The sequence below is a fragment of the Geomonas oryzae genome, from assembly GCF_004117875.1.
Taxonomy (GTDB): domain Bacteria; phylum Desulfobacterota; class Desulfuromonadia; order Geobacterales; family Geobacteraceae; genus Geomonas; species Geomonas oryzae.
Window position 1 is genome coordinate 1,069,923 of sequence record NZ_RAHW01000001.1, and the last position, 13,759, is coordinate 1,083,681.

The 13,759-nt window shown below is 63.5% G+C and carries 10 protein-coding genes; 9 read left to right on the top strand and 1 reads right to left on the bottom strand.

From position 1 onward, the window contains the following. Window positions 1–212: 212 nt before the first annotated feature. A complete protein-coding gene (locus D6Z24_RS04690) occupies window positions 213–3,659 on the bottom strand; it encodes a pyruvate carboxylase (protein WP_129125361.1) in 3,447 nt (1,148 codons plus the stop codon). 448 nt (window positions 3,660–4,107) lie between these two features. On the opposite strand from D6Z24_RS04690, the gene D6Z24_RS04695 reads away from it, so the two are divergent. The 9 genes from D6Z24_RS04695 to D6Z24_RS04735 all read left to right on the top strand — a co-directional run bounded on the left by D6Z24_RS04695 (window position 4,108) and on the right by D6Z24_RS04735 (window position 13,694). Further along, a complete protein-coding gene (locus D6Z24_RS04695) occupies window positions 4,108–4,788 on the top strand; it encodes a DUF554 domain-containing protein (protein WP_246014558.1) in 681 nt (226 codons plus the stop codon). A 283-nt stretch (window positions 4,789–5,071) separates the two neighbouring features. After that, on the top strand, window positions 5,072–5,908 hold the full coding sequence (murI, locus tag D6Z24_RS04700; protein WP_129125363.1) for a glutamate racemase: 837 nt from the start codon (window positions 5,072–5,074) through the stop codon (window positions 5,906–5,908). Then, the gene (locus D6Z24_RS04705; protein WP_129125364.1) at window positions 5,892–6,458 is read left to right on the top strand and encodes a GerMN domain-containing protein; all 567 of its coding nucleotides are present in this window, start codon (window positions 5,892–5,894) and stop codon (window positions 6,456–6,458) included. Before murI ends, D6Z24_RS04705 begins: the two co-directional genes overlap by 17 nt. A 146-nt stretch (window positions 6,459–6,604) precedes the next feature. Then, a complete protein-coding gene (locus D6Z24_RS04710; RefSeq protein ID WP_129125365.1) occupies window positions 6,605–9,043 on the top strand; it encodes a homocysteine S-methyltransferase family protein in 2,439 nt (812 codons plus the stop codon). 111 nt (window positions 9,044–9,154) lie between these two features. Then, a complete protein-coding gene (locus tag D6Z24_RS04715) occupies window positions 9,155–9,634 on the top strand; it encodes a hypothetical protein (RefSeq protein WP_129125366.1) in 480 nt (159 codons plus the stop codon). A gap of 24 nt (window positions 9,635–9,658) precedes the next feature. Then, the gene (locus D6Z24_RS04720; protein WP_129125367.1) at window positions 9,659–10,483 is read left to right on the top strand and encodes a transketolase; all 825 of its coding nucleotides are present in this window, start codon (window positions 9,659–9,661) and stop codon (window positions 10,481–10,483) included. 86 nt (window positions 10,484–10,569) lie between these two features. Then, a complete protein-coding gene (locus D6Z24_RS04725) occupies window positions 10,570–11,502 on the top strand; it encodes a transketolase family protein (RefSeq protein ID WP_129125368.1) in 933 nt (310 codons plus the stop codon). Then, window positions 11,502–12,155, top strand: coding sequence for a type II secretion system protein (locus D6Z24_RS04730; protein ID WP_246014559.1), 654 nt, complete (start codon window positions 11,502–11,504; stop codon window positions 12,153–12,155). Before D6Z24_RS04725 ends, D6Z24_RS04730 begins: the two co-directional genes overlap by 1 nt. A 57-nt stretch (window positions 12,156–12,212) precedes the next feature. Beyond that, window positions 12,213–13,694 (top strand): two-component system sensor histidine kinase NtrB, encoded by a 1,482-nt coding sequence (locus D6Z24_RS04735; protein WP_246014560.1) that lies wholly within the window; start codon window positions 12,213–12,215, stop codon window positions 13,692–13,694. The last annotated feature ends 65 nt before the right edge of the window (window positions 13,695–13,759 follow it).

Below are 13,759 nucleotides of genomic sequence, written 5' to 3' on the forward strand. Positions count from 1 at the left end.
GATGCTCTTCTATCCACGTGACCTGTGGAAAAGTATGTGGAGAAATGGGCGGGAAAGGGGACTATTGGCAACAAACCGGATATTTCTAGCAAATTGCCTAAATTTTAGGCGGCGTAAAAGGGCGTTATTGCTGTGTCGCCAAGGTTTTGGCGGCCGGGCGAAAAAAAAGGGGGGCTCGTGCCCCCCTTTCGCGTGCATTTGGCCTTGCCGCTTTAGGATAAAACGAAAAGGAGCTCCTCTTTTTCCACCTTTCCGCCCTCCTTGCACTTCACCTCGGCGATGCAGCCGTCCTCCTTGGCCTTGATGTTGGTCTCCATCTTCATGGCCTCGGTGACCGCGAGGATGTCCCCCGCCTTGACCGCGTCCCCCGGCTTCACGTTGAGCTTGATCACCTTGCCCGGCATCGGAGCCCCGACCTGTTTCGGATTCGACTTGTCCGCCTTCTCGTGGCCGGCCTCGTCGCTTTGCACCGACTGGTCGCGCACGGTGACGCTCCTCGCGTTGCCGTTCAGTTCGAAGTAGATCTTCTTGGTGCCGTCGGGCTGGGTCTTGCCGATGGCGTTCAGCTTCACGATGAGCGTCTTGCCCGGCTGCAGCTCGATGGAGGTCTCCTGTCCCGGCTCGAGACCGTAGAAGAAGATCGGCGTCGGGATCACCGAGACGTCGGAGAACTCCTGGCGGTGCTTCGCGTACTCCACGTAGACGCTCGGGTACATCATGTACGACATGAGCTCCTCGTCGTTCACAGGGTGGCCTACCTTCGCCTCGGCGGTCGCGCGCTCCTTCTCGAAGTCGGCAGGCTCCAGGAGCTCGCCCGGACGGCAGGTGATGGGCTCCTGCCCCTTGAGGATGATCTTCTGCAGCTCCTTCGGGAAGCCCTGGTAGGGCTGGCCGATCATCCCCTTGAAGAAGCCGACCACCGATTCCGGGAATGCCAAGTCCGCGCCGGGGGCGAAGACGTCCTCGGGCTCGAGGTTGTTCTTCACGAGGAACATCGCCATGTCACCGACCACCTTGGAGGAAGGGGTGACCTTGACCACGTCGCCGAAGAGGAGGTTCACCTTGTGGTACATCTCCTTGCACTCCTCCCAGCGCTCGATGAGGCCCAAGCCCGCGACCTGCGGCTTGTAGTTCGAGTACTGCCCCCCCGGGATCTCGTGGTGGTACACCTCGGCGGTGCCGCTTTTAAGCCCGGACTCGAAGGGGCTGTAGTAGTCGCGCACCGTCTCCCAGTAGTTGGCGAGCTGCTGCATGCCGCGCTCGTCCACCTGCGGGTCGCGCTCGGTTCCCTTGAGGGTCGCCACCAGGGCGTTCAGGTTGGGCTGCGAGGTGAGGCCGGAGATGGAGGAGAGCGCCGCGTCGACGATGTCGACCCCGGCCTGCGCCGCCATGAGAAGGAGCGCGCCGCCGTTGCCGGAGGTGTCGTGGGTGTGCAGGTGCACCGGGATGCCGATCTCGTCCTTCAGCGCCTTCACGAGCTGGTACCCCGCGTACGGCTTCAAAAGGCCCGCCATGTCCTTGATGGCGAGGATGTGGGCCCCCATCTTCTCCAGTTCCTTCGCCATCGAGACGTAGTAGGAGAGGGGGTACTTGGTGCGGGTGGGGTCGGAGATGTCGCCGGTGTAGCAGATGGCGGCCTCGCAGATCTTGCCCGACTTCTGCACCGCCTCCATGGCGACCTGCATGCCGCGGGTCCAGTTGAGCGAGTCGAAGACGCGGAAGACGTCGACGCCGCTCTCGGCGGCCTGGGCCACGAAGCGCTGCACCACGTTGTCCGGGTAGTTCGTGTAGCCGACCGCGTTCGCTCCCCTCAGAAGCATCTGGAAGAGGACGTTCGGGATCGCCTCGGAGAGGGCGTGCAGCCTCTGCCACGGGTCCTCTTTCAAAAAGCGCATCGAGACGTCGAAGGTGGCGCCCCCCCAAAGCTCCAGCGAGAAGAGGTCGCTCGCGAGGTGCGAGGTCGGCTCGGCGATCTTCAGGAGATCGTAGGTCCTCACGCGGGTGGCGAGCAGCGACTGGTGCGCGTCGCGCATCGTGGTGTCGGTGAGGAGGAGCTTCTTCTGCTCGAGAACCCACTTGGCGAGCCCCTCGGCCCCCTTCTCGCGCAGGATGTCCTTGGTCCCCTTCGGCTTTTGCGCGAACGGTTCGATCTGCGGGACGCAGGCCTCGATGAGTTCGGCCGAACGCAGCGGTTTCGCGACGCCGGCGGAGCCGTTCACGATCACGTCGCCCAGGAAGTTCAGCACCTTGTTGGCGCGGTCCTTCTTCTCGGGGATGACGAGGAGCTCGGGGTGCTGGTCGATGAAGGAGGTGTTGCACTCGCCCGCCAGGAAGACCGGGTGGGTGATCACGTTCTCCAAGAAGCCGATGTTGGTCTTCACGCCGCGCACGCGGAATTCCTGGAGGCTTCGATCCATGATGTGCGCCGCCTCGGTGAAGGTGAGGCCCCAGGAGCTCACTTTGACGAGCAGCGAGTCGTAGTGCGGCGTGATCTGCGCGCCGGTGAAGGCGTTGCCCGCGTCGAGGCGGACGCCGCAGCCTGCCGAGGAGCGGTAGGTGGTCAGCGTGCCGAAGTCGGGGGCGAAGTTGTTGGTCGGGTCCTCGGTGGTGATGCGGCACTGGATGGCGTAGCCGCGCATCTCGATGGAGCCCTGGTTCGGGATGTTGATCTCCGGGTCGGAGAGCCTTTTCCCTTCGGCGATGAGGATCTGGGCCTGCACGAGGTTACGGCCGGTGATCATCTCGGTCACCGTGTGCTCGACCTGGATGCGCGGGTTCATCTCGATGAAGTAGTAACGCCCTTCCTCGTCGAGGAGGAACTCGACGGTGCCGGCGTTACGGTACCCTACCTGTTTGGCGATCTTCAGGGCGTCGGTGCAAAGGGCCAAGCGGGTGTCGCCCGGAAGGGCGAGCGACGGCGCGAACTCGACCACCTTCTGGTGGCGGCGCTGGATGGAGCAGTCGCGCTCGTAGAAGTGCACGAGGCTCCCGTAGCCGTCGCCTAAGACCTGCACCTCGATGTGCTTCGGGTTTTTCAGGTAGCGCTCGAGGAAGACGGAGGGGTCGCCGAAAGCTGCTTTCGCCTCGGAAGAGGCCGACTGCAGTCCCTCGAGGAGTTCTTTCTGGTTGGTGGCGACGCGCATGCCGCGCCCGCCGCCCCCCGCCGCAGCCTTGATGATGATCGGGTAGCCGTGGTTCTTGGCGAACTTGAGCGCGTCCTCCTCGTGGACGATGGGCTCCTCGGTGCCGGGGACCGTAGCGACGCCGGCGGCCTTCGCCACCTTCCTCGCGGCGACCTTGTCGCCTAAGGCGCGCTGCATCTCGGCGGTAGGTCCGATGAAGGCGATGCCGTTTGCCTCGCACTTCTCGGCGAACTCGGCGTTCTCGGCCAGGAAGCCGTAACCGGGGTGGATGGCGTCGACGTCGCGCTTCTTGGCGAGCGCGATGATCTCGTCGATCCCCAGGTAGGCGTCGATGGGGGCTTTCCCCTTTCCTACCAGGTAGGCTTCATCCGCCTTGTAACGGTGCAGTGAGAGCTTGTCCTCGTCCGAATAGATGGCAACCGTGCTGATGCCGAGTTCGGTGCAGGCGCGGAAGATCCTGATCGCGATCTCCCCGCGGTTGGCTGCCATCACCTTCCTGAATTTCCGAGCTTCCATTTCTTCTCCTTTAGTGGGGTGTTTTTTACCGAGACTAAAACAAATGGTGGAAATTTTATTGCGATAATAAAACAGGTGCAGCTCTATTGGTAAAACCAATTTCTCTTTAATTTCTGAGGGTTTAATTATGTATTCAAAAAGGTGGCATATAAAAGCAGATTCGAATTCGAATGTCAATCCAGAATGTAGTTATATTTTTGTATGCTCACGCCAAACGGCGAGACATGCAGCGGCATCGTTCCTGCGGTCCACCGTGGGAACGAAAGCCCTGGACGGTCCAGCGTCAGCAGTACAAGACGCGGGAGCGTCTGACGATTACGTTCCCACGCTGGAGCGTAGGAACCATTTCCTTGTGGTTAAAGTATGACCCCTTGGCCTCAGCAAGGCGTGTGAGCCAGCTTTTTGCTTGCCTTGACGCCGACACCTGCCTTATCTTGGCGCGATGATCATGCAAGGAACGGCGGCAAACGCGGCGGCAATCGTCATCGGCGGCTTTATCGGCATCAAGGCGGGACATCTCATCTCCAGTCGTGTGAGGGGTACAGTCATGTCCGGGGTCGGGCTCGCAGTACTACTTATCGGCATGCAGCTCTCTTTGAAAAGTCAGCAGCCGTTGATAATTATCGGTTCGCTCATCGGCGGCGGCATCATCGGCGAACTCTTCGGCATCGAGGCGCGCCTGGAAGCGCTTGGGAACTGGATCGGCGACCGTTTCAAGGGAAGCGGCAAGGTGGCCGAGGGGTTCGTCACCGCGAGCCTTTTGTACTGCGTCGGCGCCATGGCCATCATGGGGGCGTTGCAGGACGGTCTCGGATCGCGCCCGGACATCCTTTACGCCAAGGCCGCTCTGGACGGCATCGCCTCGGTGGCGCTCGCCTCCACCCTCGGGATCGGGGTTCTCTTCTCCGCGCTGCCGCTCTTCGCCTACCAGGGCGCCATCACCCTCTCCGCGTCCTTTGCCCAGCAGATCATGACCCCCGCCGTGGTGCAGGAGATGAATGCCGTCGGTGGGCTTTTGATCCTCGCCATCGGCCTCGACATGCTCGGGGTGAAACGGGTCCCGGTGGGGAACCTGCTCCCCGCGGTTTTCCTGGCTCCTCCCCTGGTCATGCTCTTCGTCGCTTCCTGACCTCTCCGCTGGACGTAAACCTTGACACTCCCTCTAAAAATCTAATAACATCCAACCTTCGCCAAAAGCGCTACGGTGGACGGACCGGTTCCCCTTTCTATAGTCCCTCTCCCCCCGGGAGAGGGTGCCCGGAGGGCGGGTGAGGGATTCGCAACGCGCCGAGAAATCACCTGTGGGCAACGCCCTCACCCTGACCCTCTCCCCGAGGGAGAGGGTCAGGGTGGACAGTTCGTGCGGGTCGGCGAAGAATCCGCCCCAGTATAAATGAATGGAGAAAACAGTTTTGGCCTGGAAAGCAATCGGCATCTTCGATTCCGGCGTGGGCGGTCTTACCGTCCTGAAGGAAGTGATTCACACGCTCCCGCAGGAGGACACCATCTACCTTGGTGATACCGCCCGCGTTCCCTACGGCACCAAGTCGCCGGAAACGGTGATCCGCTACTCGCGCCAGATCGCGCGCTACCTTCTGAACCGCGACATAAAGCTCCTGGTCGTCGCCTGCAACACGGCCTCCGCCGTGGCGCTCGCCGCGCTGCAGCAGGAGTTCGACATCCCGATCGTGGGGGTGATCGAGCCGGGCGCCCGCGCCGCTGCCGCCGCCACCAGAAGCGGGAAGGTCGGCGTGATCGGTACCGCCGCTACGGTCGCCTCCTCCGCCTACACCAAGGCCATCAAGAGGATCAACCCGGACATCGAGGTGGTGAACCGCGCCTGCCCGCTCTTCGTGCCGCTCGCCGAAGAAGGGTGGGTGGACAACGAGGTCGCCAGGATGACGGCGCGCATCTACCTCGAGGACCTGAAACGTCAGGGCGTGGACACCCTGGTGCTCGGCTGCACCCACTACCCGATCCTGAAGGAAGTGATCGCCGAGGTGATGGGGCCGGAAGTGGCCCTGGTCGACTCCGCCGCCGAGACCGCGCGTACCGTGGCGCAGATCCTCTCCGAGGAAGGACTCTTGCGTCCCGAGTGCGAGCGCGGCAACCACCATTTCTACGTGACCGACATCCCGGCCGGCTTCATCAGGGTCGGCAACCGTTTCCTCGGTGGCGAACTGGGGGACGTTTATCAGGTGAGCCTGGAACAGGAACAGGAGGGCGAGGACGGTGAAGAGACGTACTAACAAGGCCAAAGGCGTCCTCCTGGTCGCATTCCTGGTGTTTGCCATCGTCGTGGGGCTTCTCGTCTTGCGCAAGTACCGGACCGCAAGCCAGCCGGCCGAGGTGCCTCAGCAGACCGAGCAGGCTCCCGACACGCGGGTGGTGACCCTTTTCTTCGGTAACGAGGAGGGGTCCGGTCTTGCCCGGGAGGGGCGTGAGATCGCCGTGGAGGATACCACCGACGACATGGTCGCAAGCGTCGTGGACGAGCTGGTGGTGGGGCCCCTGGGGAGTCTCGCGCCGAGCCTGCCGAACAATGCGCGGGTGCTCGGGGCGCACCTGAAGGGGGATTTGGCCGAGGTCGATTTCTCCCACGAGTTGGTGGAGGGGCTTCCCGAGGGGAGTTCCGCAGAGATGACCGCGGTGTATTCCGTGGTCGACACCGTGGCCGCCAACTTCCCGCAGGTGAAAGGTGTGCAGTTCCTGATCGACGGCAAGCCGGTGAAGGAACTCAAGGGGCACCTCGACCTCTCCACCCCGATCGCACCGGATTTCACGCTGGAAAAGAAATAACGTTCAACGTTCAGCGTTCAACGTTCGCCATTGAGGTTGCTCCTGGCTTGACCGGTTGCGCTGCATCAGCGGCACTGGGGCGGGCCGGAGGGAAGAAATTTTTTGAACGTTGAACGTAGAACGTTGAACGTTTCCTGGGGGTTAAGATGAAGATGCCGTTTATGCAGGCGGTTAAGGAGCGGGTGCTGGTTCTGGACGGCGCCATGGGGACGATGCTGCAGGAGCGCGGGCTCAAACCCGGGCAGTCTCCGGAGGAGATGAACCTGACCGCCCCCGAGGTGGTGGCCGGCGTGCACCGCGCCTACCTCGAGGCGGGTGCCGACATCATCGTCACCAACACCTTCGGCGGCACCAAGGCGAAGCTGGAGCACTACGGCCTGGGCGACCAGGTGACCCGCATCAACGCGGAGGCGGTGCGCCTGGCCCGCGAGGTCTGCGGCGAAAACGCCTACGTGGCGGGCTCCATCGGCCCCACCGGCCGCTTCGTGGAACCGGTCGGCGACATGAGCTTCGACGAGGCGTACGGCATGTTCCAGGAACAGGCGAAGGCGCTCATCGACGCCGGCGCCGACCTCATCTCGCTGGAAACCTTCCTCGACATCAAGGAGATCCGCGCGGCTCTCATCGCCATCCGCGACCTCTCTGCCGACATCCCGGTTATCGCCATGCTCACCTTCGAGGAGAAGGGAAGAAGCGTACTCGGCTCTCCGCCCGAGGCGGCGGCCATCACCCTCGAGGCTGCCGGCGCCTCCCTCGTCGGCTCGAACTGCGGCCTCGGCGTGGACGGCATCTACGACATCCTCTGCGCCATGAGAAAGGTGACCTCGCTTCCGCTCATCTCCCAGGCGAACGCGGGGCTGCCGGTCCTGAAAGACGGCGTCACCGTATTCCCCGGCACACCGGACGAGATGACCGCCTACCACGATCGCATGATCGGCCTCGGCGTGCGCGTCATCGGCGGGTGCTGCGGCACGACCCCCGCCCACATCAGGGCCATCAAGGACGCCCTCGCCGAAAAGCAGACCCCCTTCGTCCCGAAGGAGGATGACGGCACCACCTGGATCTCGAGCCGCGGCTCCTTCGCACCGATGGGTGCCAAACACCCGGCCGCGCTCATCGGCGAGCGCATCAACCCGACCGGGAAGAAGCTCTACTCGCAGGAACTCCGGGAAGGGAAGGTGAGCTACATCCGCCGCGAGGCGCTGGAGCAGACCGAACTCGGGGCGACCCTCCTGGACGTGAACGTCGGCACCCCGGGTATCGACGAGCCGGCCGCCATGGAGCGCGCCGTCTTCTGCATCACCGGCGCGGTGCAGACCCCGCTCGTGCTCGACTCCTCTTCCCCCGAGGCGCTGGAGCGTGGCCTCAAGGCCGCGGACGGCAAGGTGCTCATCAACTCGGTGAACGGCGAGGAGAAGAGCATGGCCGCCGTGCTGCCGCTCGCGAAGAAGTACGGCGCCGCCGTCGTCTGCCTCACCCTCGACGAGGCGGGCATTCCCGTCGAGGCTGACGGAAGGGTGGCCGTGGCGCAGAAGGTCGCCGAGCGTGCCGCGCAAATGGGGATCAAGCGGAGCGACATCGTCGTCGACTGCCTCACCCTCACCGTGAGCGCGGAGCCGAAGGGGGGACTCGTCGCCCTCGAGGCGGTGCGTAAGGTGAGTGAGCTGAACCTCAACACGACCCTCGGGGTGTCCAACATCTCCTTCGGCCTTCCCTGCCGTCCGCTCATCTCCTCCACCTTCTTCTCCATGGCGCTCGCCGCGGGTCTCACCTCGGCGATCGTGAACGTGAAGGAGGCGCCCATGATGGCGGCTTGGCGTAGCGCCATGGTGCTCCTCGGCAAGGACGTGAACGCCGCCGGCTACATCGACGCCTACAAGGGGCTGGCGGTGACCGCCTCGACCCAGCCCGCGTCGGCCGCTGCCGGCGCCCCCGTCGAAGCCGCCGTGGAACCGGAGGGGATCCGCGGTCGCCTCGCCAAGGCGGTCATCAACGGCGAGCTGGAAGGTGTCGTCGCCCTGGTAGAGGAGGCGTTAGCCCAAGGGCTTACCCCGATGGAGATCAGCTCCGAGGCGCTCCTCGTCGGCCTGGACGAGGTGGGCAAACGCTTCGGCAACGGCTCCTTCTTCCTCCCGCAGGTCATGGTCTCCGCGGACACCATGAAGGCCGCCTTCGCCCGTCTCAAGAACGAACTCGCCACCGGCGCGCTGAAGAGCATCGGGAAGATCCTCATGGCGACCGTCGAGGGGGACATCCACGACATCGGCAAGAACATCCTGGTGACCCTCCTTGAGAACAACGGGTTCGAGGTGATCGACCTCGGCAAGAACGTCCCGGCGGCCAAGATCCTCGACGCGGCGCGCGAGCACCAGGTGGACGCGGTGGGGCTCTCCGCGCTCATGACCACTACCATGGCCCAGATGGACAAGGTGGTGACCCTTTTGAAGTCGGAAGGGGTGAAGAGCTTCACCATGGTGGGAGGCGCGGTGGTGACCCAGCAGTATGCCGACGAGATCGGCGCCGACCTCTACGCCAAGGACGCCATGGAGGCGGTGGCGCGCATCAAGGAACTGCTGGCAAAATAAACGCTTTTTTGCCATATCGTAGGCCCGCGGCGTCCGCAACTATCGCTTGCAACGCCGAGCACCCTGTGTTAACGTGCCAGCGAGGTACGCCATTTGGCGTAGAGGGCGCTCATGGTTTTGGGATTCAACCACAATATCAGGTACAAAGGGGTTCTCTTCCACGTCCAGACCGAGGACAGCGGCAAGGCAAACCCGCACATAATCACCCTGCTCTACCGTGAAGGAACCATCATCGCTTCCGCCAAGACCAGCTACGCCGACATCATCAAGGTGGAGCAGCTGGAGGCGGTGGTCGAATCGATCATGAAAGAGCAGCACAAGGATATGATGCGCCGCCTGAAAAACGGCGAGTTCGACGCCCGGATCCCAGAGGCCGCGGCGGCGCCGCAGGAGCCGGCAGTCGCACCGCAAGCCCCGGAAGAACCGGCGCCGCAGGCCCAGGCCGCCCAGACCCAGGCCGCCGCACAGCAGACACCGGCCGCCGCACCGCAGGCACCGGAACCGCCCAAGGGCACACCCCCTACAACGCCAGCCAATCGCAGCCTGGATGAGGTTATCCTCGATTACCTCATCACCGGCGAGGACAAATAAAAAGCCAGCCTGAAAGGAACCTTCGTGAAAGAAAAGATTGCAGATCTGGAGGAAAAGGCGAGACGCCTGCGCGTCGCCATCGTGAAGACGCTGCACAAGTCGCAGTCCGGGCACACCGGCGGGTCGCTCTCCGCCATCGACATGGTGTGCGCACTGTACTTCAACAAGATGCGCCACAACCCGCAGGAGCCTACCTGGGACGGGCGTGACCGCTTCGTGCTCAGCAAGGGACACGCCGCTCCGGCGCTTTACGTGACCCTGGCCGAGTGCGGCTACTTCCCCTCCGAGGACCTGATGATGCTGCGCCGCCTCGGAAGCCACCTCCAGGGACACCCGGACAGCAAAGGGACCCCGGGCGTCGACGTCTGCACCGGCAGCCTCGGCCAGGGGCTCTCGATGGCCAACGGCATGGCACTGGGTCTGAAGCTCGACGGCAAGGATAACCGCGTCTATGCGGTCCTTGGCGACGGCGAGCTGCAGGAAGGGCAGGTGTGGGAGGCCGCCATGGCCGCAGCCCACTACAAGAGCGACAACCTCTGCGCCCTTATCGACTCCAACGGCCTGCAGATCGACGGCGACGTCTCCAAGGTCATGAACGTCTCCTCTATCTCGGACAAGTTCAAGGCCTTCGGCTGGAACGTCATCGAGATCGACGGCCATGACATGGGGCAGATCATCGCCGCTCTCGATGCCGCCGAGGCGCACAAGGGCGCACCGACCGCCATCGTCGCCAAGACGGTGAAGGGCAAGGGCGTGCACCTGTTCGAGAACAAGGCGTCCTACCACGGCGTCACCCCCAACGACGAAGAGCTTCCCGAGGCGCTCAAGTGCCTTGGCTGCTTCGACTAAGATACCGAAATCTTTCCCCCTCCCTGACCCTCCCCCTCCGGGGGAGGGAACATGGTGGCAGGGGCTTACTAGAAAGGAACACGACTATGATCGCAACGAGGGACGCCTACGGCGAGGTGCTGGCCGAGCTGGGGGGCGAGAACGATAAGATAGTGGTGCTCGACGCCGACCTCTCCGGCTCCACCAAGACCGGCGTATTCGCCAAGAAATTCCCGAACCGTTTCTTCAACATGGGGATCGCGGAGGCCAATATGGTGGGGACCGCGGCAGGTCTTGCCTCGGTAGGCAAGATCCCCTTCCTCTCCACCTTCGCCATCTTCGCCGCGGGCCGCGGCTGGGAGCAGATCCGGCAGGCGCTCGCCTACCCGAAGGCGAACGTGAAGGTCGTCGCCACCCACGGCGGCGTCACCGTCGGTGAGGACGGGGGAAGCCACCAGTCCGTCGAGGACGTGGCCATCATGCGCGCCATCCCGAACATGACCGTCATCGTCCCCGCCGACGGCGAGGAGACCAAGGGGGCCATCCGCGCCGCCGCGGCGCACAAGGGGCCCGTCTACGTGCGCCTTGGCCGCAACAAGGTGCCGAGCGTCTTCCCGGCGGGTCACAAGTTCGAGATCGGCAAAGGGGTCGTCGTCGTTCCCGGCACCGACCTTACCTTCATCACCACCGGCCTCATGACCGCACAGGCGGTCATCGCCGCCGAGAAGCTTAAAGCTGAAGGGATCTCCGCGCGCGTGCTGCACATCGGCACCATCAAGCCGCTCGACAAGGAACTCGTGGAAGAGGCGGCACGTGAGACCGGCGCCGTCATCACCGCCGAGGAGCACTCCGTGGTCGGAGGCCTGGGCGGCGCGGTTGCCGAGTTCCTCGGCGAGACCTGCCCGACCCTCATGAAGCGCGTCGGCGTGTACGACCGCTTCGGTACCTCCGGCAAGTCTGACGAACTCCTCAAGTATTTCGGGCTGAACGCGGAAACCCTCATCGAAGAGGCCAGGGAGATCGTCTCGAGGAAGAAATGATGCCCAGGGTGCTCCGGTCCAAGGGGGGCTTCACCTATATCGGCGCCCTGGTGATGGTCATGATCGTAGGGGTCATGGCCACCAGGGCCGCCGCGGTCTGGAGCACCTCGGCCAAGCGCGAGCGCGAGGCGGAGCTCCTCTCCCGCGGCACGCAGGTCCGCGATGCGCTGCGCAAGTGGTACAAGGTGAAGGTCGTGGACGGGAAGCTCGTTTCTAGCGTCACACCCGCCGCGGGCGCCCAGCCCGCAGCACCTACGGCGGTTACCGGACCCACGGACCTGAAGGCGCTGCTGCGCGATCCCAACAGCGTTTCCAAGGAGCGTTACCTGAGACCCTACTGCCTCATCGATCCCATCACAGGCAAGGAGTGGGACGTGATCCGGGTGGAAGGGAAGATCGTCGGCGTGAAATCGACGAGCTCGCAGGACCCGGTCAAACAGGGAAATTTCCCCTTCGACCTGCATCCGCAGGACTTCGAGAAGAAGCAAAAGTACAGCCAGTGGGAATTCATCTATGACCACGTCCCCCCGATCACTGCAACAGGCGGCGCCGTAACCGGCCTCGGGGGGAGCAAGAGTTCCGTCAAATCGACTTCGACCGGAACCGGCACGACCGGAACGACCGGTAACTCAACCACGACGACTACGCCCTAGCCGGCAGATGGAACCGGAGGCACCCTGATTTTCAAGAGTCTCACATCGCGCGTTATCGTGCTCTCCATCTGCCTGCTCGTCTTCGGCATCGGGACCTTCGCGTTCCTGACGCTCAGGCGCGAGCAGATGCAGCTCATCAACTCCGCCCGGGAGTCGAGCGAGCTGCTGCTGGACACCATCGAACGCTCCCTGTACAACTCCATGCGCCACGGCAACACCGAGGACGTCAAGGTCATCCTCGAGATGGTGGGGCAGAGCGAGAACCTCGTGGGGGTGCGCATCTTCCATCCCCACGGCGTCATCCTCAAGTCCTCGCAGGGATCCGAGGTGGGGCGCGTCGTAGACGACCACGACTTCAAACTCTTCCTGGACAACAAGCGCGAGGGGGTCTTCACCCTGGACGGGCACGGCGAGGTGCTCGGCATGGTGAAGCCGATCTACAACAACCGCCAGTGCAACCTGTGCCACGGCTCCAAAAGCCGCATCATCGGCCTTCTCAACGTCAACTACTCGCTGGTCGAGACCAGGCGCCGCATCGTCGAGCTGACCAAGCTCTTCGTCATGTCGACCGTCGCGATCATCGGCTTCCTTTCGCTTGCCATCTCCCTTGTGATGCTGAAGTTCGTCAAGAAGCCGCTGCACCAGCTTGCCAGGAACATGGCGCGGGTGGAGGCGGGCGACCTCTCGGTGCGCATGACCCCGGAGGGCAAGGACGAGATCGGGCGCCTCATCGTCTCCTTCGACTCCATGGTGGACCGGCTGGACCGTGCGAAAAGGGAGCTGGAGACCTACCACTTCCAACAGATGGAGCGCGCCGACCGGCTCGCCTCGGTTGGTGAGATGGCCGCCGGCATAGCCCACGAGATCAAGAACCCGCTCACCGGGATCGCGGCCGCCATCACCGTCTTGAAGGACGACTTTTCCCCGGAGGACGGGCGCGCCCTGATCATCGGCGAGGTACTGGAGCAGATCTCGCGTCTGGACAAGACGGTGAACGACCTCCTCTTCTTCGGGAAGCCGACCGTTGCGGAGCCGACCTGCACGGACATAAACAGCGCCCTCAAGAAGATCCTCATCTTCGCTTCGCAGCACAGGGGCGGCAAGAACATCGAGAAGAAGCTGGAGCTCGCCGAGGACCTGCCGCCGGTCTACGTGGACCCGAAGCAGATCCAGCAGGTCTTCCTGAACCTCTTCTTGAACGCGGTGCAGGCTATGCAGGCGGGTGGAACGCTCACCGTCACGAGCAGGCTCGCGAGGATCGACGATATGGACATGGTGCAGGTGAAAGTTGCCGACACCGGCCAGGGGATCCCGCCGCAGATTCTGGAGAAGATCTTCACCCCGTTCTTCACCACCAAGGCCCAGGGGACCGGCCTTGGCCTCGCCATCAGCCACCGTCTCATCGAGCAGCATGGCGGGCGCCTCTCCTGCGTAAGCCAGGACGGCGCGGGAACCACCTTCACCGTGGAACTCCCCGCCTACTGCCCGACGCAGGCCGAGCTGGAAGAGGCGATGGCGGGCTCGGGGACCATCGGTTGAAAACGGCAGTAACGGCAGCAACCGGCGCATTCCGGTGCTGAGCCCGGCACATCATCCTAAGGAGC